Origin of the sequence: Actinosynnema sp. NPDC059335, assembly GCF_042752395.1 — a bacterium.
Lineage (GTDB): Bacteria > Actinomycetota > Actinomycetes > Mycobacteriales > Pseudonocardiaceae > Actinosynnema.
The window spans coordinates 18,498-43,602 of the sequence record NZ_JBHYXZ010000020.1 but is presented as its reverse complement, the minus strand read 5'-3'; the positions used below and the strand labels follow the sequence as shown (position 1 = coordinate 43,602).

Annotated in this window: 21 protein-coding genes; 12 read left to right on the top strand and 9 right to left on the bottom strand. The window is 73.0% G+C overall.

Features of this window, described 5'->3' with window-relative positions; translation table 11 throughout:
- Positions 1 to 313 precede the first annotated feature (313 nt).
- Entirely contained in the window at positions 314 to 2,431 is a 2,118-nt protein-coding gene (locus ACFXGA_RS09300; RefSeq protein WP_378085897.1) for a putative bifunctional diguanylate cyclase/phosphodiesterase, read from the bottom strand.
- A 583-nt stretch (positions 2,432 to 3,014) separates the two neighbouring features.
- Positions 3,015 to 3,506 (bottom strand): MarR family winged helix-turn-helix transcriptional regulator, encoded by a 492-nt coding sequence (locus ACFXGA_RS09295; protein WP_378085894.1) that lies wholly within the window; start codon positions 3,504 to 3,506, stop codon positions 3,015 to 3,017.
- Between the two features lie 80 nt (positions 3,507 to 3,586).
- On the opposite strand from ACFXGA_RS09295, the gene ACFXGA_RS09290 reads away from it, so the two are divergent.
- Together ACFXGA_RS09290 and ACFXGA_RS09285 are read left to right on the top strand one after the other, a co-directional pair.
- Positions 3,587 to 4,459, top strand: a complete 873-nt coding sequence (locus ACFXGA_RS09290; RefSeq protein ID WP_378085954.1) for an EamA family transporter — start codon at positions 3,587 to 3,589, stop codon at positions 4,457 to 4,459.
- Positions 4,428 to 5,021, top strand: coding sequence for an NAD(P)-dependent oxidoreductase (locus ACFXGA_RS09285; protein WP_378085892.1), 594 nt, complete (start codon positions 4,428 to 4,430; stop codon positions 5,019 to 5,021). Before ACFXGA_RS09290 ends, ACFXGA_RS09285 begins: the two co-directional genes overlap by 32 nt.
- A gap of 39 nt (positions 5,022 to 5,060) precedes the next feature.
- Here the strand turns inward: ACFXGA_RS09285 and ACFXGA_RS09280 are convergent, their stop codons facing one another.
- Entirely contained in the window at positions 5,061 to 7,670 is a 2,610-nt protein-coding gene (locus ACFXGA_RS09280) for an exo 1,3/1,4-beta-D-glucan glucohydrolase (protein ID WP_378085890.1), read from the bottom strand.
- Positions 7,671 to 7,954: 284 nt separating this feature from the next.
- Between ACFXGA_RS09280 and ACFXGA_RS09275 the strand changes: the two genes are divergently transcribed.
- The 3 genes from ACFXGA_RS09275 to ACFXGA_RS09265 all read left to right on the top strand — a co-directional run bounded on the left by ACFXGA_RS09275 (position 7,955) and on the right by ACFXGA_RS09265 (position 10,578).
- Positions 7,955 to 8,827: an alpha/beta hydrolase family protein gene (locus ACFXGA_RS09275; RefSeq protein WP_378085888.1), complete on the top strand. Its 873-nt coding sequence runs from the start codon at positions 7,955 to 7,957 to the stop codon at positions 8,825 to 8,827.
- A 282-nt stretch (positions 8,828 to 9,109) separates the two neighbouring features.
- The gene (locus tag ACFXGA_RS09270) at positions 9,110 to 9,706 is read left to right on the top strand and encodes an RNA polymerase sigma factor (protein ID WP_378085886.1); all 597 of its coding nucleotides are present in this window, start codon (positions 9,110 to 9,112) and stop codon (positions 9,704 to 9,706) included.
- A complete protein-coding gene (locus ACFXGA_RS09265) occupies positions 9,703 to 10,578 on the top strand; it encodes a hypothetical protein (protein WP_378085884.1) in 876 nt (291 codons plus the stop codon). The genes ACFXGA_RS09270 and ACFXGA_RS09265 overlap by 4 nt, the downstream gene beginning before the upstream one ends.
- 16 nt (positions 10,579 to 10,594) lie before the next feature.
- Here ACFXGA_RS09265 and ACFXGA_RS09260 read toward each other — a convergent pair whose 3' ends face one another.
- Complete coding sequence (locus ACFXGA_RS09260) at positions 10,595 to 11,041, bottom strand: Lrp/AsnC family transcriptional regulator (protein ID WP_378085882.1); 447 nt, start codon at positions 11,039 to 11,041, stop codon at positions 10,595 to 10,597.
- 93 nt (positions 11,042 to 11,134) lie between these two features.
- On the opposite strand from ACFXGA_RS09260, the gene ACFXGA_RS09255 reads away from it, so the two are divergent.
- The 3 genes from ACFXGA_RS09255 (at position 11,135) to ACFXGA_RS09245 (ending at position 13,210) form a co-directional block, all read left to right on the top strand.
- Positions 11,135 to 11,971, top strand: a complete 837-nt coding sequence (locus tag ACFXGA_RS09255; RefSeq protein WP_378085880.1) for an LLM class flavin-dependent oxidoreductase — start codon at positions 11,135 to 11,137, stop codon at positions 11,969 to 11,971.
- A complete protein-coding gene (locus ACFXGA_RS09250; RefSeq protein WP_378085878.1) occupies positions 11,968 to 12,375 on the top strand; it encodes a nucleoside deaminase in 408 nt (135 codons plus the stop codon). The genes ACFXGA_RS09255 and ACFXGA_RS09250 overlap by 4 nt, the downstream gene beginning before the upstream one ends.
- Before the next feature lie 163 nt (positions 12,376 to 12,538).
- The gene (locus ACFXGA_RS09245; RefSeq protein WP_378085876.1) at positions 12,539 to 13,210 is read left to right on the top strand and encodes a lytic polysaccharide monooxygenase; all 672 of its coding nucleotides are present in this window, start codon (positions 12,539 to 12,541) and stop codon (positions 13,208 to 13,210) included.
- Positions 13,211 to 13,262: 52 nt separating this feature from the next.
- Here the strand turns inward: ACFXGA_RS09245 and manA are convergent, their stop codons facing one another.
- The 5 genes from manA to ACFXGA_RS09220 all read right to left on the bottom strand — a co-directional run bounded on the left by manA (position 13,263) and on the right by ACFXGA_RS09220 (position 19,691).
- Positions 13,263 to 14,360, bottom strand: a complete 1,098-nt coding sequence (gene manA / locus ACFXGA_RS09240; RefSeq protein WP_378085874.1) for a mannose-6-phosphate isomerase, class I — start codon at positions 14,358 to 14,360, stop codon at positions 13,263 to 13,265.
- Between the two features lie 9 nt (positions 14,361 to 14,369).
- On the bottom strand, positions 14,370 to 15,326 hold the full coding sequence (locus tag ACFXGA_RS09235; RefSeq protein WP_378085872.1) for an ROK family protein: 957 nt from the start codon (positions 15,324 to 15,326) through the stop codon (positions 14,370 to 14,372).
- Between the two features lie 84 nt (positions 15,327 to 15,410).
- Positions 15,411 to 16,391, bottom strand: a complete 981-nt coding sequence (mgrA, locus tag ACFXGA_RS09230) for an L-glyceraldehyde 3-phosphate reductase (RefSeq protein ID WP_378085870.1) — start codon at positions 16,389 to 16,391, stop codon at positions 15,411 to 15,413.
- 22 nt (positions 16,392 to 16,413) lie between these two features.
- Positions 16,414 to 17,250 (bottom strand): LacI family DNA-binding transcriptional regulator, encoded by an 837-nt coding sequence (locus ACFXGA_RS09225; RefSeq protein ID WP_378085868.1) that lies wholly within the window; start codon positions 17,248 to 17,250, stop codon positions 16,414 to 16,416.
- Complete coding sequence (locus tag ACFXGA_RS09220) at positions 17,247 to 19,691, bottom strand: glycoside hydrolase family 2 protein (RefSeq protein WP_378085866.1); 2,445 nt, start codon at positions 19,689 to 19,691, stop codon at positions 17,247 to 17,249. The genes ACFXGA_RS09225 and ACFXGA_RS09220 overlap by 4 nt, the downstream gene beginning before the upstream one ends.
- A gap of 122 nt (positions 19,692 to 19,813) precedes the next feature.
- Here ACFXGA_RS09220 and ACFXGA_RS09215 point away from each other — a divergent pair, with 122 nt between their 5' ends.
- The 4 genes from ACFXGA_RS09215 (at position 19,814) to ACFXGA_RS09200 (ending at position 25,074) form a co-directional block, all read left to right on the top strand.
- On the top strand, positions 19,814 to 21,934 hold the full coding sequence (locus ACFXGA_RS09215) for an alpha-galactosidase (protein ID WP_378085864.1): 2,121 nt from the start codon (positions 19,814 to 19,816) through the stop codon (positions 21,932 to 21,934).
- A gap of 639 nt (positions 21,935 to 22,573) precedes the next feature.
- Positions 22,574 to 23,275 carry a hypothetical protein gene (locus ACFXGA_RS09210; RefSeq protein ID WP_378085862.1) on the top strand — a complete coding sequence of 234 codons (702 nt, stop codon included), beginning with the start codon at positions 22,574 to 22,576 and terminating at the stop codon, positions 23,273 to 23,275.
- Positions 23,276 to 23,409: 134 nt separating this feature from the next.
- A complete protein-coding gene (locus ACFXGA_RS09205; RefSeq protein ID WP_378085860.1) occupies positions 23,410 to 23,958 on the top strand; it encodes a DUF3558 domain-containing protein in 549 nt (182 codons plus the stop codon).
- 393 nt (positions 23,959 to 24,351) lie between these two features.
- Positions 24,352 to 25,074, top strand: coding sequence for a twin-arginine translocation signal domain-containing protein (locus tag ACFXGA_RS09200; RefSeq protein ID WP_378085857.1), 723 nt, complete (start codon positions 24,352 to 24,354; stop codon positions 25,072 to 25,074).
- Positions 25,075 to 25,105: the final 31 nt, after the last annotated feature.

Below are 25,105 nucleotides of genomic sequence, written 5' to 3'. Positions count from 1 at the left end.
CGCGGTGCTTTGGTGTGCGTGCTGTGTACCGAGGGGCTGTGCGGTGTTGGGGTTCGTGGCGGGCGGCGCTCCCCCGCCCCCCCCCCCCCACCGCGGGATCACCGCCGGGACGCCTCGGCCCGCGACCCGCTGCCGCACGGGTGCGTCGGCCGACCTCACGGCGGGGGCGACGGTGATCAGGTCCTGCCGCGCCGGTCCGGATCCCGGTCGTCGTTGACCGGAGCCGGACTGGGAGCGCTCCCAGAACTGTAACGGTAAGGAAACCGCGTGTGAAGACCCGATTCCACCCCGTTCCGCGACAGCGACTCCGGGGTCAGGCGTCCGGCCGGTGGAGGTCGCCCGGCGGCACCGGCTCGCCGAAGAGCGGACCGGTTCCGGCGACCGCGCCCGCGGCGTGCCACCACCGCACCTGCTCCTCCGTCTGCACCCCGTCGACCAGCACCTGCACGCCCGCCTGCCGGGCCTGCGCCACCAGGTCGGCCAGGTAGTCCGCGCCGCCCCGCGCCTGCCGCCCGACCAACCGGCGCGCCACGCGCACCGACCGGACCGGCAGCTCCGAGGCCATCGCCAGGTCGTCCGGACCGAGCGCGAAGTCGTCCAGCGCCGTGCCGACGCCCAGCTCGGCCAGCACGGTCAGGTTCTCCACCGCGTCGAACTCCGCCAGCGCGGGCACCGGCACGCCGACCGTCAGCTGCGACGCGGGCAGCCCGGTGTCGTCCAACACCCGGCGCACCCGCCGGACCAGGTCGCCGTCGCACGACTGGTGCCTGGTCAGCCCGACGTGCAGCGGCACGGCCCACCCGGAGCCCTGGCCCCACCACGACACCTGGCCGCACGCGGTCGCGAGCTGCCACTCGCCCAGCGGCAGGATGAGGCCCGTCCGCTCGGCCATCGCCGTGCACCGCTCGTGGTCGACCGGGTCCTCGCCGCGGTCCCAGTGCAGCTTCGCCGTCACGCCCGCCAGGGCGCCGTCGGCCAGGCCCACCACCCGCTGGTAGCGCACCTCCAGCTCGCCCTGCTCCCACGCGCCGGGCATGGCGACGGCGAGCGCGTCCACCCACCGCTCCTTCGCGTCCTGCCCGGGGTGGAACAGCTCCCACTGCCCGCGACCGGCCGCCTTCGCCCGCCGCAACGCCTGCTCCGCGGCCCGCATCACCTCGGCCGGCTCCCAGTCCGGCGGCGGCCGGCGCACCACGCCGACGCTCACCGACACGGCCACGCCGCGCCCCTCCAGGTACACCGGCTCCGACAGCTCGCGGTCGATCTCGGCCACCGTCGCCGCCACGTCGGGCGTGGTGGCGGTGTTCTCGACCAGGATGGCGAACTCGTCGTCGCCGAGCCGGGCGATCATCGCCTTCTCCCGCGCCATCACGGCCTTCAGCCGCTGCGCGACGTGCACGAGCAGCCGTTCGCCGGTCGGCCGGCCGAGGCTGTTGCCGACCATGCCGAACGCGTCGAGGTCGAGGTGGAACAGGGACACGCCGCGCACCGGGTCGGCGCGTCGCAACGCGCCCTCCAGGTGGCTGGTGAAGAACTGCCGGTTCGGCAGCCCGGTCGACACGTCGTGCAGCGCCTGCCGGTGCAGCTCGGACTGGAGCAGCATCAGCTCGGTGCCGTCCTCGATCACGGCGACGAAGTGCACCGGCTGGTCGTCCGCGCCGCGCAGCAGCGAGACCGTCAACGAGATCCGCGCGACGTCGCCGTCCTTGCGCAGCAGGCGCTGCGGTTGCCTGACCCGTTCGTGCCTGCCGTCCAGCAGCGCCCGCAGGGCCTCGTCCAGCACGCGGACCGAGTCCGGGTGCACCAGCTCCGGCAGGGCGAACCCGGCCAGCTCCTCCGTCGTGTACCCGAGGATGTCGCCGATCGCCGCGTTGGCCCGCACGATCCGCCCGTCCAGGTCGACCACCAGGATCCCGCTGGCGGACGACGTGGCGACCTCCTCGAACCGCGCCTCGCTCTCCCGGAGGTTCCACTGGGCGTCGCGGACCGCCTTGAGCAGCGAGAGCTGCACGTCCTCCTGCTGCTCGAACACCGCGCGCCGGCTCGCCGCCAGGAACCCGGCCGACAACGCGCCGAGCACGGTCACGATCGGCTGCGCGTACCGCTCGACGGGCCGGAACTCGGGCAACCCGAGCAGCCCCTTGCCGAGCACGTCGAGGGTGAGCCGCAAGCCGTCCTCGGTGACGTACCCGAGCGCGACGAGCTCCTCGCCGATCTGCTCCGCCGGCCTGGTCGGCGGCTCGTGCGCCGCTTCGGCGTGCACCGCGTCGCACAGCTCGGCGAGCCGTGCGCGCGTCTCGCGGTCGAGGTCGGCACGGCTCAGCGCGACGACGACGGCCGCGCTCAGCAGGTACGACCACTTCCGTGCCAGCAGTTCGCGTGCGCGTTCGGGTGGCGGCGTGGCCGCTTGTCTCTGACTTGGGATCGACATCCCCGTTGCCTTGCTGTGATATTGCGGATTCGCGGCAGTTTACCCACCCCCCACTGGCCAACACTCGACCGGACGTGTGAATCGCGAACACGCACCGTCACAATCCGCGGGAACAATTCCGCACTTTCCCCCGACAGCGCGCGGACCAGCGCATTCGTGCCCGGCGCCGGGTCGGGGTCGTCGGACCGCGAACACCCGGTCCTACCTCGGCAATCGCGCCGACCCTTCGTGGGGACGAAGGCGTTGGCCCCGCCCAGGTGACCTCCGCACGGTGCGGTAGTCGGCGTCCGACCCGGTTCCGGGGAGTGGGGCGACCGGTGCGCGCGGCGGATCCCGGTCGGGTCGCCTTCGCGTCGGTCAACTCCGGATCTCGGTCGGGTAAAGTCGCTTTTCCCGCACCGCGCCGGGATCGCGCGGGACGGGCGGGATCCCCGGGATCCCTCACGTTTTCCGCAGAACGGCGGTGTTCGCCTTACGCGGGGATCGGGAGGAGTCGGCAGGAGCGGGCGCGGGCAACGCGACCGACCGCGGCAAGCGGCCGAGTGGGATTGCCCGCGCACGCGCAGTGGAGGTCTCCGGCCGGTCAGCTGTCGCCGAGGGATTCCAGCAACCGCTTCAAGGTGTCCGCCAACGCCTCCCGCTCCCACGCCGACAACGCGCCGAGCACCCGGTCCTCCGTGGCGAGGTGGTCGGGCAGCACCCGGTCGATCAGCTCGAACCCGGCCTCGGTGAGCGACACGACGACCCCGCGCCCGTCGTGCTCGTTCGGGGTCCGGGCGACGAGACCCCGCGCTTCGAGGCGGTCGAGCCGTTGCGTCACCGCGCCCGAGGTGACCATCGAGGCGCGCATCAGCTCGGTCGGCGTGAGCCGGTGCGGCGGCGCGCTGCGGCGCAGGGTGGCCAGGACGTCGAACGACGCCCGGTCCAGGCCGTGCGCGGCGAACGTCCTGCCCAGCTCGCCGTCCACCAGGCGGGCGAGGCGGCTGAGCCGGCCGATCACCGCCATCGGCGAGACGTCGAGGTCGGGGCGGCGCGCGTGCCACTGGCCGAGCACCAGGTCGACGTGATCTGCCATCGAACTAGCTTAGCGGTGAGCTAACTCACCCGACGGATACCTTAGCGGTGAGATACTTTGTCTTAGTGCTAAGCAAATGGGTGACCGCGTTGGCCCCAGCCGTGTGGGGCACGACCTACTACGCCACCACCGAGTACCTGCCCCCGGACCGGCCGCTGCTGGCCGGCCTGCTGCGGGCGTTGCCGGCCGGGTTGCTGCTGGTCGCGGTCACGCGACGGGCGCCGAGCGGGGACTGGTGGTGGCGTTCGCTCGTCCTGGGCACGCTCAACATCGGCGTGTTCCTGCCGCTGCTGTTCCTGGCCGCGTACCGGCTGCCGGGCGGTGTGGCGGCGACCGTCGGCGCGGTGCAGCCGCTGGTGGTCCTCGGGCTCGCGGCCCTGCTGCTCGGGCAGCGGATGACGACGAGGGCGGCGCTGGCCGGGATCGCGGGCGTCGTCGGCGTCGCCTTGCTGGTCTTGCGGGCCGATGCCCGGCTGGACGCGGTGGGGGTGGCCGCCGCGCTGGGCGGCGCGGTGGTGATGGCGGCCGGGGTCGTGCTGAGCAAGCGCTGGACCGCCCCCGCCCCGCTGCTGGCCGTCACCGGGTGGCAGCTCGTGGCGGGCGGACTGGTGCTGCTGCCGGTGACGCTGCTGGTCGAGGGCCTGCCACCGGCGATCACCGCGGCGAACGTCGGCGGCTTCGCCTACCTCGGCCTCATCGGCGGCGCGCTCACCTACGCCCTGTGGTTCCGCGGGATCCGGGTGCTGCCGGCCACGCAGGTCACGTTCCTCGGCCTGCTCAGCCCGGTGGTGGCGACGCTCGTCGGGTGGCTCGCGCTGGACCAGGAGCTGACCGCGTGGCAGGTGCTCGGCGCGGCGGTCGTGCTCGGCGCGCTCGTGGTGGCACAGCGGACGACGACCGTGCGAGAGAAGGGGGAGAGCCGTGCGGATCACGGTGTTCGGAGCGTTCGGTAGCGTCGGCCGCCGGGTGGTGGCGGAGGCCCGGCGACGCGGTCACGACGTGACGCCCGTCAGCCGCCGACCCGGTTCGGGCGGCGAGGTGGGTGACGCCCGGGTCGTCGCGGACGTGGTGCGGCTCAGCGCCGGCCGCGACCTGGTCGTCAGCGCGACCCGACCGGTGGACGGCCGGGAGGACGAGCTGGTCGAGGCGACGCGGGCGCTGCTGGCCGGCGTGGCGCGGACCGGCGTGCGGCTGCTGGCCGTGGGCGGCGCGGCCACGCTCGTGACGCCCGCCGGGCACACGGTCGAGGAGGCGCCCGACTTCCCGGAGGCGTTGAAGCCGATCGCGCGGGCGTGCGCCGAGCAGTTGGCGGTGTGCCTGGCCGACCGCGCGGCCGACTGGACCTACCTCAGCCCGCCCGCGGTGCTGGAGCCGGGCGAGCGGACCGGGGTGTTCCGGGTCGGCGGTGACGAGCAGGTCGGGTCCGCCATCTCGCTGGAGGACCTGGCGGTGGCGTTGCTGGACGAGGCGGAGACGCCCCGGCACCGCCGCCGGCGCTTCACCGTGGGGTACTGAGACAGGGGGGTGCGGACGCGTCCGCACCCCCTGCTCACGTCACGTCAGTTCGGCGCACGTCTTCGCGTCGGGGTCCGAAGCGGCCTTCGGCACCCACCGCACGTTCGCGAACGACGCCTGGAACGCGCCCTCCGTGTAGACCAGGAACGGCGTGTTGACGTTCTCCAGGTCCAGCCCGCCCTGCGCGAAGCAGGAGATCGGGATCTTCACCGTCGACTTCGCGCCCGCCGGCAGCCCGCCGAACAGGCCGGTCGCGTCGACCTCGGCGAAGCACGGGTACTGGCAGTGCGTGCTCACCACGGTCCGCGCGGCCGGGGCCTGGTGCACGATCACGTCGAACACCAGCGCCGCGTCGGCGTTGAGGTACCCGCGCAGGTCCGTGCCGCCCGCCGGGTTCTGCAGGTAGACCTGGCCGGGCCCGGTGCCGGTCCACGTCGTCTTCATCGCGTCGCCCTGCACGTTCACGTCCGCGGGCACGACGGTGATCGAGCCGTGCGCCGCCTCGCCGTCCGGGCCCAGCTCCGTGCCGCCCCAGTTGTCCGGCGACCCGATGTAGCTGCGGTACGGCGCGACGTCGGTCCGGACGTGCAGCTCCAGGTCCTCGGTCGCGGTGCCGCCACCGCCGTTGCCGGAGCAGCCGAACTCGGGCGAGGTCTCGTCCAGCACGCCGACGTTCCCGGTCTGCCGGCTCTTCAGGCCGTACCCGGCCTTGAACAGCGGGTCGCCGCCCGCGTCCAACGGCGTCTGGCAGGCGCTGCGCGGCCACGAGAACGACAGCTTGCCGGTGTAGCCGGGGTACGCGTGCCGGCCGCGGACCAGCAGGTCGGCCACGCCGCCGCCCTCGGTGCCGGGCAGCCACGCCGCCACGAACGCGTCCGAGCGGTTCAGCTCCTTGTTCACGTGCAGCGGGCGGCCCGACACGTACACCGTGACGACCGGCGTGCCCTTGCCGCTGACCTTGTCCAGCACGGCCAGGTCGTTCGGGTACAGCTTCGCCGCCTCCAGCGAGCGCTTGCCGAGGTCGCCGACGCCCTCCGCGTACGGCGTCTCGCCGATCACCGCGACGACCGCGTCGAACCCGGTCGGGTCGACGTCGCCGTTCTCGCTGAACACCACGTTCCGCTCGCCGAGGACCTCCTTGAGCCCGCCGAGGATCGTGGTGCCGTGGGGGAAGTCGGCGTTGGTGTTGCCGGTGCCCTGCCAGGTGAGCGTCCAGCCGCCGGTCTGGTTCTGCAGGCTGTCCGCGCTCTTGCCGACGACCAGCACCTTCGACCGCGGGCTGAGCGGCAGCACCCGGTTGTCGTTCTTGAGCAGCACCTGGGACTTGCGCACGGCCTCGCGGGCTAGCTCGCGGGCCTCCAGCGCGTCGGCCGACCCGGCGTGGTGGCGCCGCGAGGGCTTCTCGCCGTCCAGCACGCCCGCGCGGAGCTTGACGCGCAGGATGCGGGTCACCGCGTCGTCGATGCGGGACATCGGGATCCGGCCGTCCTCGACCTGGGCGATCGTGTTGGCGATGAACGCCTTCCAGTCGTTGGGCACCATCACCACGTCGATGCCCGCGTTGATCGCCTGGGGGCAGCTCGCGTTGGTGCAGCCGGGGACCTGGCCGATGCCGTTCCAGTCCGACACCACCAGGCCGTCGAAGCCCATCTTCCCCTTGAGGATGTCGTTCACCGCGAGCCTGCTGCCGTGCAGCTTGCCCTCGTCGATGCCCAGCTCCTCGTTGGTCCAGCTGTTGAACGACACCATCACGGTCTGGGCGCCGGCCGCGAGCGCGCCGTAGTAGCCCTGGCCGTGCACGTTGATCATCTCCGCCTCGGACGACGGGTTGACGCCCTGGTCCTTGCCGCCGATCGTGCCGCCGTCGCCGATGAAGTGCTTGGCCGTGGCCAGCACGCCCACCCGGCGCTTGCCCTTGCCCTGCAGGCCGATGGTGGCCTCGTAGCCGTAGGCGCGGGTGATGCGGGGGTCCTCCGAGAAGCCCTCGTACGTGCGGCCCCACCGGTCGTCCAGCGGCACGGCCAGCGTGGGCGCGAACGCCCAGTCCTGGCCGGTGGCGCGGATCTGCTCGGCGGTCGCCTCGCCGATGTCCCGGACCAGGCACGGGTCGTGCGCGGCGCCCAGGCCGATGTTGTGCGGGAAGATCGTCGCGCCGTAGACGTTGTTGTTGCCGTGCACGGCGTCGATGCCCCAGATCACGGGCACCCGCGTGCGACTGGCCCTGGACGCGTCCCAATAGGCGTCGGCGAGGGCCAGCCACGCCTCGGGCGCGGCGTGCTTGTCCCGGCCGGGCCACGACCCGCCGCCGTTGAGCACCGAGCCGATGCCGTACTCGCGCACCTCGTCGGGGGTGATGGCGGCGATCTCGGGCTGGGTCATCTGGCCGACCTTCTCGGCCAGCGTCATGCCGTCGAGGATCCCGCGGATCCGCCGCTCGTCGGCCGGGGTGGAGTCGACCCGGCTGTCGACCCTCGGCCACTGGGACAGCTCGGGGAGGCGGTCCTCGATCCGGGCGCAGCCGTGCTCGGTGCGCGGCTCGCCGACGACCGGTTGGCGCGGGCCCGGCCCCGGTGCGGCGGTGGCGCCGCCGGTGACGAGACCGGCGGCGAGCACCGCGGCCACCGCGGCGCTCAGGTGTCTGCGGGACATCGGAGGTTCCGTTCGTCAGCGGGGCGACGGCACTGTCGCGCCGATCTTCGTTACCCCGCGGATCGCGGTCAAGACCTCTGTGGGAGCGCTTCCTCGCAGGTAGGAGTTCCGGTCCCCGACCCGGTTCCCGGTACCCGGCGACGTGAATTGTTTTCACACTACGGAGCGTGTCGAGACACTTACTTGACTCTGGAGTAGGTAGTGCGCCAGACTCGGCCGCGGTAAGCACGGTCCACTCAGGACTCTCTCCGCCAAGTCCTTGCCACCCTGGGAAGAGCACAACCATGTCCCTGAGGCATCCCCTGTCCCGCCGCGCGCTCGTCATCGCCGCGACGGCAGCCCTCACCCTGTCCGGCACGATCGCGTGGGCGGCCGAGAACCCCTACGAACGCGGCCCGGCGCCGACCACGGCGAGCATCGAGGCCGTCCGCGGCCCGTTCGCCACCGCCGAGACCGCGGTGTCGTCACTGAGCGTGCGCGGCTTCGGCGGCGGCACCATCTACTACCCGACCAGCACCGCCGAGGGCACGTTCGGCGCGGTCGCGGTCGCACCCGGCTACACGGCCTCGCAGTCCAGCCTGTCCTGGCTCGGACCGCGCCTGGCCTCGCAGGGCTTCGTGGTCTTCATCATCGACACGAACTCCCGCTACGACCAGCCGTCGTCCCGCGGCGACCAGCTCCTCGCCGCGCTGGACTACCTGACCACCAGCAGCTCCGTGCGCTCCCGCGTCGACGCCTCGCGGCTCGGCGTGATGGGCCACTCGATGGGCGGCGGCGGCGCGCTGGAGGCGACGAAGGATCGGCCCACCCTGCAGGCGTCGATCCCGCTCACCGCCTGGAACCTGACCAAGACCTGGTCCTCGGTGCGGACGCCCACCCTGGTCATCGGGGCGGAGGACGACTCGGTCGCGCCGGTGGCGTCGCACTCCGAGCCGTTCTACACCTCCCTGCCGTCCACGCTGGACAAGGCGTACCTGGAGCTGAACGGCGCGAGCCACTTCGCGCCCAACACCTCGAACACGACCATCGCCAAGTACAGCATCGCCTGGCTCAAGCGGTTCATCGACGACGACACCCGCTACGAGCAGTTCCTGTGCCCCGCGCCGGGCCGCAGCACGCTGATCGAGGAATACCGTGACACCTGCCCGCACTCCTGACCCGACGGCGGGAAAGCGCTTGCCAGACCTGTTGCCGATACGTTACCTTCTGGGGTATGGGAACGTTCCCAGAAGGTCGTCCCGCAACGCAGGCGGCGGCGTTGACGGGATCGAGGGCCGCCGCCGGCGTGGTCGGGTGTGACACCAGAGCGCTCTGGTCCGCACCCCGGAGGTCTCAATGCCGAGGCCGACCCTGCCGGCGGCGGTCCTTGTTCATGGGACCCCGGAGGTTCATGAGACCCCGGAGGCAACACATCTCCGTCCGGCGGGCACGAGCAGGACATGACGACCGATGACCCCGACGACCGCACCCTGTGGTCACAGGCCGCGGCGGGGAGCGGACCGGCCTTCGGCGCGCTGTTCGACCGGCACGCCAAGGCGGTCTACAACCACTGCTTCCGGCTGACCGCGTCGTGGGCCGCGGCCGAGGACCACCTCCAGAACACGTTCCTGGTGGCCTGGCGCAAGCGGGACCGGCTGCGGCTGGAGCACGACTCGGCCCTGCCGTGGCTGCTGGCCGTGGCCACGAACGTGGTGCGCGGCGACCGCCGGACGGCGGCGCGGCGGCTGCGGCTGTCCCGCCGGGCCCCGGTCGAGACCCCGGTGCCCGACCACGCCGACCAGGTGGCCGAGCGGGTCGACGACCAGCGGCGGATGGCACGGCTGCTGGCCGCCGTGGCGGAGCTGCCGCGCAACCAGCGGGAAGCCCTCGCGCTGTGCGTGTGGTCCGGGGTGTCGTACGCCGACGCCGCCGGGGTGCTCGGCATCGCCGAGGTGAGCGTCCGGGCCAGGGTCAGCAAGGCCAAGGCCGGGCTGGCGCGCAAGCTCGGCCCGGCGTCGGTCGTCGCCGTCCCCGCGCTCACCCTGGAGGACCGATGAACCACGTACTCCCCCCGACCCGGGACGTGCCGCCCCACCGCCGGGCGCACATCCGGGCACGGCTGGAACAGGAGGTCTCCGGCGGACGCCGGGCCGTCCGGTTCGCGCCCCTGATCGCGGCCGGCGTCGCCGCGGCGGCCGTCGTGGCGCTCGTCGCGACGCTCGCGCCGTGGCAGGGGGCGGGAGACGACGCCGCCACCGCCGCCACCGTGACGACCACGACGTCGTCCGCGCCGCCGGCGGGCGACGGGCCCGTCATCCCCGGGTTGTCCCCGGAACGGGTCGCCGAGATCGAGCGGGGCTGCCTGGAGAGCACGCTGCGACCGGGCAAGGCGGTGCTGTACCAGTACGTGACCGACGAGGTCGGCGCGTTCGCCCTGCTCTACACCGCGAACGAGCAGGTCGGCTGCACCGTCGACGGGCCGGTGATGCCGTACAACGCCACTTCGGGCACGGTCCGGGACACCGGGTGGCTGCCCGGCCCGCTCGCGGTCGACGCGTTCGCCTCCGCGAGCGGCGGCGCGCACGGCAAGGCCGAGCACGCGGGCGAGGCCGGGTACGACCTGGCGGTGGGCCGGGTGACCGGGGAGGTCGCCAAGGTCGTCTACCTGCACGGCGGCCGGTCGGTGGAGGCCCGGATCGCCAACGGCACGTTCGTGGCCCGCATCGCGCACCCGGCCGACTGGGAGATGCCGGACGGGTGGGACCGGCTGGGCGTCGTCCACGCGTACGACGCCCAGGGGCTGCTGCTCGGCGAGTGGCGCAACGAGTGGGACCCGACGAAGTGCTGGGTGCGGCCCGACGGGGTGGTCGTCGCGGGCGCGCGCGACCTCGACCCGGCGACGTGCGCGCCGGCCGTCGCCTGGCGGTAGCCGTGACCGGGGTGGGTCAGGTCGCCGACACGCCCCGGTACGGCAGGGTCTGGCTGTAGACGATGTTCGTGGTCGTGCTGCCGAACCCGGTCAGGTCGTTGACCACCTGTTCCAGGTGCGGCATGGAGGTCGCGGCGACCTTGAGCGTGTAGCAGTCGTCGCCCGTGGTGCGCAGGCACTCGAGGATCTCGGGGCGTTCGGCGATGAGCGCGTGCAGCGGCTCGTGCCGGTTGCCGGGGTACTTCAGGCGGACGACTGCCAGCACCGCGTAGCCGACCTTGGCCAGGTCCACCTCGGCCCGGTAGCCGGTGATCACGCCGGCGGACTCCAGCCTGCGGACGCGTTCGGTGGTGGCCGAGGCGCTGAGGTTGACCCGGCGGCCCAGCTCGCTCAGCGCGATCCGGCCGTCGCGTTGCAGCTCGCCGAGGATGGCCCAGTCGGTCGGATCGAGGTTCCCGGTCATCCGGGCACTTTACCGGGGAATCCACGGCGAAGGTCGGTGCGGACCGTGGATCGTCTCTTCAGGCGGCGGTGGCCGACGCCTAGCCTTGGTGCGGTGCAGATCGGTGTGAACGTCCCGAACTTCGGGCCGGGCACCTCGCCGGACGTGCTGCGGGACTGGGCGCAGACGGTCGAGGGCCTGGGCTTCGACCTGTTGATGGTGTCCGACCACGTGGTGGTGACGCCGGACGTGGCGCAGCAGTACCCGGCCCCGTTCTACGAGCCGTTCACCGCGTTGGCGTGGCTGGCCGGGGTGACGTCGCGGATCCGGCTCGGCACGACCGTGGTGGTGCTGCCGTACCGGCACCCGTTGCTGGTGGCGCGGATGGCGGCGAACCTGGCGGAGGTGTCCGGCGGTCGGTTCGTGCTCGGGGTCGGCGTCGGGTGGGCGCGGCAGGAGTACGACGCGCTGGGCGTCCGCTTCGCCGACCGCGGCCGGCTGGCCGACGAGGCGTTGCGGGTGGTGCGGGCGGCGTGGCGGGACGAGTCGGACTACCGGGCCGGGTCGATCCCGATCTGGGTCGGCGGGCACTCGGACGCGGCGTTGCGGCGGGCCGTGCGGCTCGGGGACGCGTGGCACGGGCTGCGCCTCACGCCGGCGGCGTTCCGCGAGGGGGCGGGGCGGTTGGCGGCCCTGGCGGCGGAGGAAGGCCGGCCGGCGCCCGCGTTGGCGCCGCGGATCCTGCTGCGGATGACGTCGTCGGAGGTGACCGGGCCGGAGCGGCGGTTGGGCGAGGGGACGGTCGGGCAGGTCGTGGGCGACCTGGCGGACCTGCGTTCGGCCGGGGTGCGGGCGGTGGTGCTGGACCCGTTCGTCGGCGATCCCCAGGAGACGTTGCACCCGGAGGTGGCGTGGCAGGCGCTGGCCACCGTGCGGAAGGAGTTCGGATGAGCTTGCACAGGGCGATCGAGCTGGCGGCGGAGGCGCGTGCGTCGGGCAACCCGCCGTTCGGGTCGTTGTTGGTCGGGCCGGACGGCGCGGTGTTGCGGGAGGAGCGCAACACCAGCGTGACGGACGACGACATCACCGCGCACCCGGAGCTGAAGCTGGCGCGGTGGGCGGCGCGGTCGCTCACGCCGGAGGTCGCGGCGGGGACGACGATGTTCACCAGCTGCCAGCCGTGCGGGATGTGCGTGGGCGCGATCGAGCGGTCCGGCCTGGGCCGTGTGGTGTTCGCGTTGTCGACCGAGCAGCTGAACGCGCTGAAGCCGGGCGGCGGCTTCCCACCCGTGCCGCAGGAGGGACCGGCGTTGCGCGAGGAGGCGACCGTGCCGGTGGAGGGGTACTACCGGTGACGCGAGTGTTGAACTCAGGGGTCGTGAACGTAGGACTCACGAGAGCCGGACGTACGACTCACGCGGTTTGAGGGGGTTCACAGACTGTGGTTGGTTCGCTACGTTGGGGCCTGGGAGCGCTCCCAGCCCGTAGTCGGAAAATCCTCAACGTGGAGGACAACTCATGACCTTCAGACGCGGTCTCCGTTCGGCACTCGGCGTCTTCACCTCGGTCTTGGCGGTCCTCGCCGCCGGCCTGGTCGCCCTGGTCGGCACCTCGGGCGTGGCGAGCGCGCACGGCTCGGTCACCGATCCGCCGTCGCGCAACTACGGCTGCTGGCAGCGCTGGGGCAGCGACCACCTGAACCCGAACATGGGTCAGACCGACCCGATGTGCGCGCAGGCGTGGAAGACCGACCCCAACGCCATGTGGAACTGGAACGGCCTGTACCGCAACGGGGTCGGCGGCAACCACCAGGGCGCGCTGCCGAACGGCCAGCTCTGCAGCGGCGGCCTGGCCGAGAGCGGCCGGTACCGGGCGCTCGACACGGTCGGCGCGTGGAACACCACCACCAAGCCGCGCCAGTTCACGCTCACCATCACCGACCAGGCGAAGCACGGTGCGGACTACCTGCGGATCTACATCACCCGGCAGGGCGTCGACACCACCACCACCCCGCTGCGCTGGAGCGACCTGGAGCTGGTCACCTCGACCGGCCGCTACGGCACCACCGGCCTCTACCAGGCCCAGGTGAACGCGGGCAGCCGCACCGGCCGCCACACGATCTTCACGATCTGGCAGGCGAGCCACATGGACCAGGCGTACTACCTCTGCAGTGACGTGGTCTTCCAGTAAAACCGCAGGGGCACGCGGGTGCGGCCGGTGCGCCGCGCCCGCGTGCCCGGCGTCAGAGGTTCGTGGTGGCCCAGAACGCCTCGCCGTCACCGGACACCACCGCGGCGCTCGCGCCGTGCGGCAGGAACACCGACTCGCCGCCGCGCAACGCGACCTCCGCGCCGTCCCGGGCCACCACGACGTTCCCCTTGGCGCACAACAGGAGTTGCGGCCCTCCCCCGGCCAGCACGGCCCCCGGCCGCACCGCGTGCAGCCGGAACTCCGGGTCCGGCGTCGGGTACGTCCTCAGTGGACCGTCCACCACGCCGTCGAGCACGGCGGGCGGCCCGGACCGGCGGTCGACCAGCGACAGCACCCCCGCCACGTCCACCGGTTTGGTGGTCAGGCCCGCGCGCAGGACGTTGTCGGAGTTCACCATCAGCTCGACGCCGGTGCCCCGCAGGTGCGCGTGCAGGACCCCCGCGCCGACGTAGACCGCCTGCCCCGGCCGCAACGTCACCGTGTTGAGCAGCAACGCCGCCACCACGCCCGCGTCCCCGGGGTACACCTCGGCCAGCTTTGCGACGTGCGCGAGCGCGGGCACGCGGGCCGCGGCACGGGCCACCCGGCCGACCAGGTCGGCGTCGGCGCAGTGCAACGCCCAACGCAGCGCGCCCCACGTGTCGCCGGCCGCCAGCCCCGCGCGCAGGGGCGCCAGTTCCGGCACGTCCAGCCCGTCCAGCAGCGCCGCGGTCTCGGCCGGCGGGCGGAAGCCGGACAGCGTCTCGAACCCGGTCAGCGCGACCAGGATTTCCGGCTTGGCCCGGTCGTCGCGGTAGCCGTGCTCGGCGAACCCGACCGCGGCCTGCTCCCGGTCCGGGTGCACCTGCAACGACAGCGGCGCGGCCACGGCCAGCACCTTGAGCAGGAACGGCAGCCGCGGGCCGAACGCGGCCAGGCTGTCCGGCCCGAGCAGCCCGGCGGGGTTGGCGGCGAGGTACGCGTCCAGCGGCACGTCGCAGCCGGCCAGCCGGGACGGGTCGTCGGGGTGCGCCCCGACCCACAGCTCGGCCTGCGGCCGGGGACTCGGTGACGGCTCGCCGCGCAGCTCGGCGAGCGCGGTCCGCGAACCCCAGTGGTACTCGCGGACGGTGGTGTCCAGCTTGCGCACCGCGCCCCCTCAGATCCCCACGGGCACGGACGGCGCCCGCCGGTCGGCGAGTAGCGCCGCCGCGCCGATCAGGCCGGAGTCCACGCCCAGCGTCGCCGGGCACACCTCGACCCGGCGCATGAAGTCGAGCCCCGCGTAGTCCGCGAGCGGCTCGGTGACGGCGGGTTCGAGCAGGTCCCACGCCTGCGCCACGCCACCGCCGATGACCACGCGGTCGATCTCGCACAACGCGGACGCGACCGTGATGACCCGGGCGACCGCCGCGCCGGACCGCCGGAACGCCGCCCGCGCGGTCGGGTCGCCGGCCCGCGCCGAGGCGGCGAGCGCGACGCCGTCGGCCGTGCCGCCGAGTGGCTGCCAACCCTGCTCCAACGCCCACCGCACCATCGACGGGCCGCTGGCGATGGCCTCGGAGCAGCCGTCGGCCCCGCACCCGCACCGCGGCCCGGCCGGGTCGACCACGAAGTGCCCGACGTGGCCCGCGTTGCCGGTGGCGCCGAAGTGCGGCTTGCCGGCGAAGACGAACCCGCCGCCGATGCCGGTCGACACGACCATGCCGAGCAGGCACTCGCTGCCCCGGCCGTTGCCGTGGTGGTACTCGGCCAGCGCCATGCACAGCGCGTCGCCGCCGAGCCGGACCGGCAGGCCGGGCAGCAGGTCGCCGACCCGCGCGGTGATCGGGAAGTCGCGCCAGCCGGGGATGTTGACCGGGCTGATGGTGCCGGTGCGCAGGTCCATCGGGGCCGCCGACGCGATGCCCGCGCCCAGCACGGCCCGGCCGGCGGCGAGGTCGAGCAGTTCCCCGAGCACGCCGGCCAGCCCGCGCCAGACGGTCTCCGCGTCACCCGCCGGCGTCGGCGTGGTGCGGCGGGCCAGGACGGCGCCGTCGGGTTCGACCAGCGCCGCGGCGAGCTTGGTCCCGCCGATGTCCACGGCGACCGCGACCGGCTCGAGTGCTTGCCCCATGGACTTAGTTAAGCGGTTAAGCAAAGTTTCGTCAAGAGGCGTTGACACCAGCGCTGAAGCGGTTCACACCACGTAACGCGGACGTCACAGGTGCCGTTCGATCTCGGCCAGCTCGTCGGCCTCGAACGCCAGGTTCGCGGTCGCGGCGACGTTGTCCTCCAACTGCCGCACGCTCGACGCGCCGATCAGCGCGGACGTCACGTTGCGCAGCACCCACGCGATCGCCAGCTGCGCCAACGTCTGCCCGCGCCGCTTGGCGACCTCGTTCAACGCCCGCACCTTCGCCAGCGTCGCCTCGTCCAGGTTGGCCGACGACAGGAACGGCGACGCGCTCGCCGCCCGCGACCCCTCCGGCACCCCGTCGAGGTAGCGGTCGGTCAGCACCCCCTGCGCCAGCGGCGAGAACGCGATGCAGCCCGCGCCCACCTCGGCCAGCACGTCGAGCAGCCCGTCCTCGACCCACCGGTTGAACATCGAGTACGACGGCTGGTGGATCAGCAGCGGCGTGCCCAGTTCCCGCAGCACGCGGGCCGCTTCCCGGGTCTGCTCGGCCGAGTAGTTGGAGATGCCGACGTACAGCGCCCTGCCCGACCGCACCGCGTGGTCCAGCGCGGCCATCGTCTCCTCGACGGGCGTGTCCGGGTCGGGCCGGTGGTGGTAGAAGATGTCGACGTGGTCCAGGCCGAGCCGGGCCAGCGACCGGTCCAGCGAGCCGAGCAGGTGCTTGCGGGAGCCCCACTCGCCGTACGGACCGTCCCACATGTGGTAGCCCGCCTTGGTGGACACCAGGATCTCGTCCCGGTGCGCCCGGAAGTCCCGCGCGAACAGCCTGCCGAAGTTCTCCTCGGCGCCGCCGGGCGGCGGGCCGTAGTTGTTGGCCAGGTCGAAGTGCGTCACGCCGAGGTCGAAGGCGCGCCGCAGGATCGCCCCCTGACCGTCCAGGCTCCGGTCGTGGCCGAAGTTGTGCCACAGCCCCAGCGACACGGCGGGCAGCTTCAGCCCGCTGCGCCCGGAGCGGCGGTAGGGCATGGCGTCGTACCGCGACTCGGCGGCGAGGTGGGTCATGGTGGTCCTTTACCGGGGTGCGTTACCGCGTGCTCTCCCGCGCGATGAGCGTGGGCTTGGGCGACCAGCGCTCGGCGACCTCCACGCCCTCGATCAGCTCCAGCACGGACTCGGCGACGGTGACGCCGAACTGGTGCACGTCGACGCTCATCGTGGTCAGCGCGGGTGACGCGAGCCGGCACAGCGACGAGTCGTCCCACGCGACCAGGCTGAGCCGGTCGGGCACGGCGACGCCGAGTTCCTTGGCGACGCTCAGGCCCGCGACGGCCATGACGTCGTTGTCGTACAGGATCGCGGTGGGCGGCTCGGGGGCGTTGAGCAGCGCGGTGGTGAGCTTCGCGCCGGACTCCTCCGAATAGTCGCCCTCCACCACGACGGGCTCGATGCCCGCCTCCGCGCACCCCTCGACCAGCGCGGCGGTGCGCGCCCTGGTGTGCAGCAGCGTGTTCGGACCGCTGACCCGCGCGATCCGCCGGTGCCCCAGCTCCAGCAGGTACGCCAGGGCCTCGCGCACCGGGCCCGCGTCGTCGGTGCGGACCGCGGGCACGGCCAGCTCGTCCGGCTCCCCCACGTACAGCGCGGGCAGCCCCATCTCGCGCAGCATCGCCGGCCGGTGGTCGTCCACGGTGCGGTTGACGACGACCACCGCGTCGACCACCCCGCCCGCCGCCCACCTGCGGTAGGCGGCGATCTCGGCGTCCTCGGTGCCCACGATGTGCAGCAGCACGGACCGGTCGCCCTCGGCCAACCGCTCCTCGATGCCCGCGATGAACTCCATGAAGAACGGCTCCGCGCCCAGCAGCCGCGCGGGGCGGGCCAGGACGAGGCCGACGGAACCGGTCGGGGAGCCGCCGGTCATGTCCGCACCGCGCTCAGGCTGTTGGCCGATCGCAGCACCAGCGGACCGGTCAGCGCGGACGGGTCCGCCAGCTCGGTCGCGGTCCGGACCAGGAACGAGTGCGTCCCGCCGGCGGTGAGGGTGACCAGCGCGTCGTCCACGACGGCGTCCTCGGCGACCCGGTCGGCCAGCACGGCGACGTCGCGGGCGAAGGAGGACGCGGTGACGTCCACCCGGTAGCCCTCGGCCACCCGCCGCACCTCGGCGGCCAGCGGCGCGGGGTCGTAGGTCAGTTCCAGGTCCTCCCGGAACAGGTGCGCGGTGCGCGCGTCGGCCGTGCCCACCACCAGCACCTCCCCCCTCGGGTCGCCCGGCGTCGTCAACTCCGCCGCCAGGTCGAGCCGCGCCACCGACCGCGCCGGCACGTCGAGCGGGAGTTTAGCCGCCGCGAGCACCTCGCCCGCGAACGTCTGGCGCTCCAGCGCGACGTCGCCGGTCCAGGCGTCGTCGGTGTCGTTGACCGCGATGAGCACGTCCACGCCGTCCCGCGGCTGGACGGTGAGCAGGCGGGGCGCGAAGGCGTGCCGCAGCGCGTAGTACAGCGGCTTCGGCCGCTCGTCGCCGTCGATCGCGGCCCACGACGTGACCGGCCAGCAGTCGTTGAGCTGCCACACCAGCGCGCCCGCCGTGCGGGGCCAGTGGGAGCGGAAGTGCTCGATCCCGAACGCGACCGCGCGGGCCTGGTTGAGCTGGGTCGCCCAGTGCCAGTCCTCGAACGCCCCGGGCGCGGGCAGGTGCGGCGCGAGGCCGCGGTCGAGCTTGCCGTTGCCGTCCTCGGCCTTCTGGTGCAGCAGGAACGCGGGCGAGGTCGGGGTCATCGGCTCGTCGTGGACCCACCGGGTGAGCGTCGCCCACGTCGGCGGGCCCTGGAAGCCGAACTCGGAGCAGAACCGGGGCGCGTGGTCGCGGTAGTGGGTGTAGTCGACCCGGTTCCAGACCTCCCACTCGTGCCGCGTGCCGTGGGTGTCCTCGTTCGGGTGCGGCTCACCCGGGCTGTACGGGCTGCCGGGCGAGTAGTGCCTGGTCGGGTCCAGCTCGGCGACGATCTTCGGCAGCAGGTCGGTGTAGTAGCCCAGGCCCCAGGTGCGGCCCTGCAACTGCTCGCGCCAGCCCCAGTCCTCGAAGCCCCAGAGGTTCTCGTTGTTGCCGTTCCACAGCGCGAGGGACGGGTGCGAGGTCAGCCGGGCGACGTTCTCCCGGGCCTCGGCCTCGACCTCCTCCCACAGCGGCGACTCCTCGGCGTAGGCGGCGCAGGCGAACAGGAAGTCCTGCCAGACGAGCACGCCGCGCTCGTCGCAGACGTCGTAGAAGTCGTCGGTCTCGTAGATGCCGCCGCCCCAGATGCGGAGCATGTTCATGTTCGCCGCGACGGCCTGGTCGACCCGGCGCGCCAGGCGGTCGCGGGTGATCCGGGTGAGGAAGTGGTCGTCCGGGATCCAGTTCGCGCCCTTGGCGAACACCGGCCTGCCGTTGACCACGAAGGTGAACGGGGCGCCGATGTCGTCGGGCGTGGTGTCGACGGTGATCGTGCGGAACCCGATGCGGCGCTCGGCGCGGTCCACCTCCGCGTCATCGGCGAGGAGGACGATGTCGAGGTCGTAGAGGGGGTGGTCGCCGTAGCCCACGGGCCACCACAGGTCGACGTCCGGCACCTCGACGGTCACCACGGCGGAGTCGCCCTCGACGCGGACGCGCCGCTCCACGCCGGCCACGGTGGCGACCGCCGTGAGGGCCGCGTCGCGGGCGCGGTCGACCTCGACGTGCACCTCGACCCGGCCCGTGCCGTCCCCGTCCACCGTGACCAGGGGGCGGACCTGCGCCAGCCGGGCGTCGGTCCAGCGCTCCAGCCGCACCGGCTTCCAGATGCCCGCGGTCTGGAGGTCCGGACCCCAGTCCCAGCCGAACGAGCAGGCCATCTTGCGCACCGCGTTCATCGGGTGCGGGTAGGCGCGGTCACGCCGGCCCAGCGCGGCCTCCTGCTCCTCGGCGTAGGCGAGGGCGGAGCGGAACGTGACGACGAGGTCGTTCGCGCCGTCCCGCAGGTGCTCGCGGACGTCGAAGCGGTAGGAGCGGAACATGTTGGCGGTGCTGCCGAGAACGTGGCCGTTGAGCGCCACCGTCGCCACGGTGTCCAGCCCGTCGAACGCCAATTCCACCTTCTCGCCCGGCCGCGCGGCCTCGGCGTCGAAGGTGAGCGCGTAACGCCAGTCCGCGCGGTGCATCCACGCCAGCTCGGTCTCGTTGGTGTCGAGGTAGGGCTCGGGGATCAGGCCCGCCGCGAGGAGGTCGAGGTGCGTGCTGCCGGGCACGACCGCGGGCACTTCGCGGTCGGCGACGGCCGCGGGGATCGGCCCGCCCACCGCGCTCAGCCGCCACCCGTCGTGCAAGGTCGTGCGCGTCATCGTTCCTCTTTCCCGGGCGGTGGCGGTGGGTTTCTGCCGTGTGACGTTCAAGGTATGGCGATTCTTACGCCAGCAACTAAAGTAAGTCAACGAGGTTCACCGCCAGAGAGGAAGACCACAAAGTGGCAGACCTGACGCACCTGCGGGCAGCGGGTGTGAGCCTGGTGCTCGACTTCTCCGGGGGCACGCTCCCCCGCGTCCGCCACTGGGGCGCCGACCTGGGCGAGCTGTCCCCGGCGGAACTGGACGCGGTGCTGCTCGCGCAGAGCCCGCACCCCATCGGGTTCTCGGTGGACGGCCCGGTGGACGTGGCCGTGCTGCCCGAGCAGTCGGCGGGGTGGCTCGGCACGCCCGGGATCATCGGGAACCGCGGCGGGCGGGACTTCTCGACCGCGTTCCGGGTGGTGTCCGCGGGCGGTCCGGCGATCCGGGCCGTGGACGAGGTCGCCGGGCTGGCGCTGGACCTGGTCGTGGAGCTGACGCCGGCCGGGCTGGTGCGGCAGCGGGCCGTGCTCACCAACACCGGCTCGTCCGACTTCACCGTGGACGCGGTGAACCTGACCCTGCCGGTGCCCGCGCAGGCGGTCGAGATTTTGGACTTCACCGGTCGGTGGACGCGCGAGCGCAGCCCGCAGCGCACCCGGTGGACGCACGGGCTGCGGGTGCGCGAGAACCGGACCGGCCGCACCGGCTACGACTCCGCCTACCTGTTCGCCGCCGGCACCGCCGGGTTCGGCAACCGGTCCGGCGAGGTCTGGGCCGTGCACACGGCCTGGTCCGGCAACCACCGGACGTTCGCCGAGCGGACCTACCACTCGGTGTCGCTGCTCGGGTCCGGCGAGCTGCTGCTGTCCGGCGAGGTCGTGCTGGGGCCGGGCGGGTCGTACGCGTCGCCGTGGCAGTACGCGTCGTACGGGCACGGGTTGGACGAGGTGTCCGCGCGGTTCCACCGGCACCTGCGGTCCCGGCCGTCGCACCCGAGGTCCCCCCGGCCGGTCGTGGTGAACACGTGGGAGGCGGTGTACTTCGACCACGACCTCGACCGGCTGAAGGCACTGGCCGACGCCGCCGCCGCGGTCGGCGCGGAGCGGTTCGTGCTGGACGACGGCTGGTTCGGGTCGCGGCGCGACGACCGGCGCGGGCTGGGCGACTGGTACGTGTCCGACGAGGTGTGGCCGGACGGGCTCGGGCCGTTGACCGACCACGTGACCGGGCTGGGCATGCAGTTCGGGATCTGGGTCGAGCCGGAGATGGTCAACCCCGACTCGGACCTGGCGCGGGCGCACCCGGACTGGATCATGGCGGCCGGCGACCGGCTGCCCGGGACGGCCCGGTTCCAGCAGGTGCTCGACCTGGCCAGGCCCGAGGCGTTCGCGTACATCCTGGAGCGGTTGGACGCGCTGCTGTCCGAGTACCCCGTGTCGTACCTGAAGTGGGACCACAACCGGGACCTGGTCGACGCCGGGCACCGGCCGACCGGGCGGGCCGGGGTGCACGGGCAGACGCTGGCCGTGTACCGGCTGATGGACGAGCTGCGGCGGCGGCACCCCGGCGTGGAGATCGAGTCGTGCTCGTCCGGGGGCGGACGGGTGGACCTGGAGGTGCTGGAGCGCACGGACCGGGTGTGGGTGTCGGACTGCATCGACGCGTTGGAGCGGCAGGCGATGCAGCGGTGGACCAACGCGCTGATCCCGTTGGAGCTGATGGGGACGCACGTGGGGGCGGAGGCGTCGCACACGACCCACCGGCGGCACCCCCTCGACTTCCGGGCGGGGACGGCGCTGTTCGGGCACTTCGGGATCGAGTGGGACCTGACGGCGGCGTCGCCGGAGGACCTGGAGCGGTTGTCGTCGTGGGTGGCGCTGTACAAGTCCCTGCGGCCGTTGCTGCACACCGGGGTGGCCGTGCACGGCGACCACCCGGACCCGGCGATCGAGGTGCACGGGGTGGTGGCGGAGGACGGTTCGGACGCCGTGTTCGCGATCGTCTCCCTGGCCACGTCGGCCTCGTACCCGCCGGGCGCGGTCCGCCTGCCGGGGCTGGCTCCCGACCGGCGGTACCACGTGCGCCCCTTGCCGCCGGGGGATTACCCGGACGGGAACGCGCACAACTGGGGCATCCGGCTGCCGTGGTGGACGCCGGAGGGGGTCACGCTGCCGGGCCGGGTGCTGACGTCGGCGGGCGTGCAGGCTCCCGTGCTGCACCCGGAGCGGTTGGTGCTGGTGCGGGCTACGGCGGTGTAGCGGGATCGGCTCGGGGCTGTCACCGGCACGGGTTTCGGTGCCACCTCACCCGGACAGGCGAAGCTTGCAACCGGTGACAACCCGAACCGCATGTCTCACGTTAGCCGGATAAATCGGCCGGCCCGGCGGCGGTTGCGGTAGGCCGGTGGCAGCGGCGGGCGGTAGTTGGCGACGTGGTTGGCGGTTGGCGGTGTGGTTTGCGGTGTGGTTGGCGGCGGGCGTGTGCATGGCGGTGGTTGGCGGCGGGCGGTGCGGCTGGCGATGGGCGGCGGGCTTGCTTGCGGTGAGGAGACGGTTGGCCGGGCTGCGGATCCAGGTTCCGCACATTGGCCCGACGCCAGGCACAGCGCGGCACGAGTCGACGCGGCGTGGGCTGTGCGGGCCGACACGACACGGGGTGAAGCTGCACGGGTCGACACGGCACAGGTCAGGGTGGCGTGAGGTCGCCGTGGCGTGGGCCGGGGTGGCGTGGGGTCGCCGTGGCGTGGGTCGGGGTGGCGTGTGGCAGCGGCACGGCGTGGCACTCGCGCGGGTGCCGCGCAAAAGTGCGGCGGCCGATCCGTCGGCGCGGCCTAGCATTCCGGCGACCGCGACGGCCGGGATGCCGTCGGCCTCCCGCTCAGCCGCTCCGGAGCGTGCATGTCAGATCAGACCAACAACGTGGTCAACGGTGAAGTCCGCGGCCCGGTCGTCCAGGTCGGCACCAACACCGGTGTCGTGAACGTGCACCACGGCCCGGGGCAGCCGCCCCCTGATGGGCCGGGTGGCTCGGTGGCGGTGCCCGCGCAGGGGCCGTGGTACTTCGTCATGGGGTGGCACATGGGCGATCGGCTGTCCCTGGTGCCGCTGCCCGACCGCGAGCGGGCGGCGTGGGAGGAGTTGGTCGAGGCGATGCTCGCGGTCGGCTTCGGTGAGGCGGAGTTCGCGGCGGTGCCGGAGGCGGCTCGGCGGTTGGTCGAGGAGGTGTCGCGGGACGGTGCCGACCGGGGCGTGGCGTTGAACGCGTACACCGACGTGGTGGACGCGTTGCAGCGGCGGATCGAGCGGCGGGCCGGACAGGACGAGTTGGTGTGGTTCACGATCGGTCGGTTGGTGACGGAGATCCGCACCTTCCGCACCCTGGACGAGCTGGGGATCGCGGAGCCGGCGGCGCGGCCCGCCGAGCGGATCGGGGAGGCCATGGCGACGTTGAGCGGACTGGTGGCGCGGGTTTCGTTGCCGGGGGCGGTCGTGGTGGTGTTGGAGCGGTTCCTCGCGGCGGTGGTGGACGGGGTTGGGTTGGAGGCGTTGTACGACCGGGCGGAAGCGGTCAGGCGCGTGTGTGCGGCCGGAGTCGGGTGACGGGCGCGGAGTGTGGGGGCCGAGGGGTGTGGGGGCGGTGCGGTGTGGGGGCGGTGGTGGAGGTCTAGCGGTGGTGATGCGGGATTGGTTACGGTCGTCGCACGAAGCGTCAGCTTGCCGACCGGGAAGAGACCGTGAACCCTCGAATCATCCTGATCGGCGCGGCTGTCGCGCTGTTCGCGGCCACCGCCTGTGGCGGGCCGGCTGACGGGCAGTCCGACCCGACGGCCGGGGCTTCCGCGCCGGAGAGCGCGCAACAGACGACCGCGCCGCAGGTCGGGCCGTCCAGGGGTGGTCCGCTCGACGGCCTCGACCCGTGCACGCTGCTGACCAAGGCCGAGGCCGAGGCGATCACCGGAGCGCAGACCGCCGAACCGGTGGTGGAGCAGCTCGGGTCTGCGCGGGTGTGCAACTTCTCGCCCCGAACGGCACGGCTCGGGGTCGGTGTGCGGACCACCGCCGGGTTGGCGCAGGTGCAGTCGAACGGCAACGTGGTGCAGGAGATCATGGTCGGTCGGCACCAGGCCAAGCAGGCGATCGGGGCGACCGGCAGTTGCGGGGTCTTCATCGGCGTCACGGAGTCGTCGCGGGTCGATGTCGTGCTCAACTCCGGCACTCCCGACGAGGATCCGTGCCCGGCGGCGATGAAGGTCGCCGAGTTGGTCGAGCCCCGGTTGCCGTAGTCACGGCGAACAGCGCGAGCGCGGCACCGCAAGCCCGAACGGCACGAACCCGAACAGCACAGACCCGGACGGCACAGACCCGGACGGCACCAGCGCGACAACACAGACGCGGGCAGCACGAGCGCGGCAGCACGAGCGCGACAACACGGACGCGGGCAGCACGGCAGCGGACCTGATGAGGCGTCGCCCGGCAGCATCGCTCGACCGTGCGACCACCCCGTCATTCGCCGCCGAATATGACGCGCCGCAACGGTTTCGAGCAGCCGTAGAGCACACGGCCGGGTGGATGTCGTCACGACCGGGTTGGCTTTTGCTTGCGGTGCCGACGATCGCCGTGACCCTGCCCTACGTTCGAGTCGCTGGACTGGCGAACAAGTGCGGTGGAGGTTGACGTTGTCCGACAACGAACACGAGCACCACGGGGAGCCGCTCGGCGGCGCGGACCGGCGAGGGTTCCTGAAGGGCACCGCGGCGGCGGCGTTGGGGGTCGGCGCGGCGGCGGTGGCGGGGTCGCCGAGCGCGGCGGCGGAGGAGGTCCGGACGTTCAACGGGCTGCCGCCGATCGGCGCGGAGATCCCGTGCAGCTGCCTCGCGGTCAACACGCCGCTGCGGATCAGGACGAGCGTCGTGAGCGTGGACTTCCGGGGCGGTATCAAGGTCCGGGTGGAGTACAACCCGGACGACCCGGACAACTCGGTGCGACTGCGGGTGGTCGGGCACCGGGTCAGCGGCGAGCTGCCCGGCGGGGAGGACGACACCGCGGCCGGGACGATCACCATCGAGCAGAACGACATCGACGTCACGCCCGAGAGCCTGCTGCGGCTGACCCAGCGGTACCCACCGCGTTACGAGCAGGTGATGGTGCTGCGGTTCACCATGACGATCGACCAGCCGGACGAGTTGCTGCGCCGCGCCGGCGTCACGTCGCCGAAGGCGTACGAGCCCCTCGTGCTGGAGACGAAGAACCCGGCGGTGCTGGTGGGGAACCTGACGCAGTTCCCGCCGCGGGGCGACCTCTACCGGTTGCGGGAGCCGGTGGAGCTGGTGCTGCCGGACGACCCGGACGTCGTGGTGGCGACCATCCAGGAGTTCCCGGTGAAGGTCGGCGGGCTGTGATCGGCGGGGGCCCGCGCCGCTGGGCGCGGGC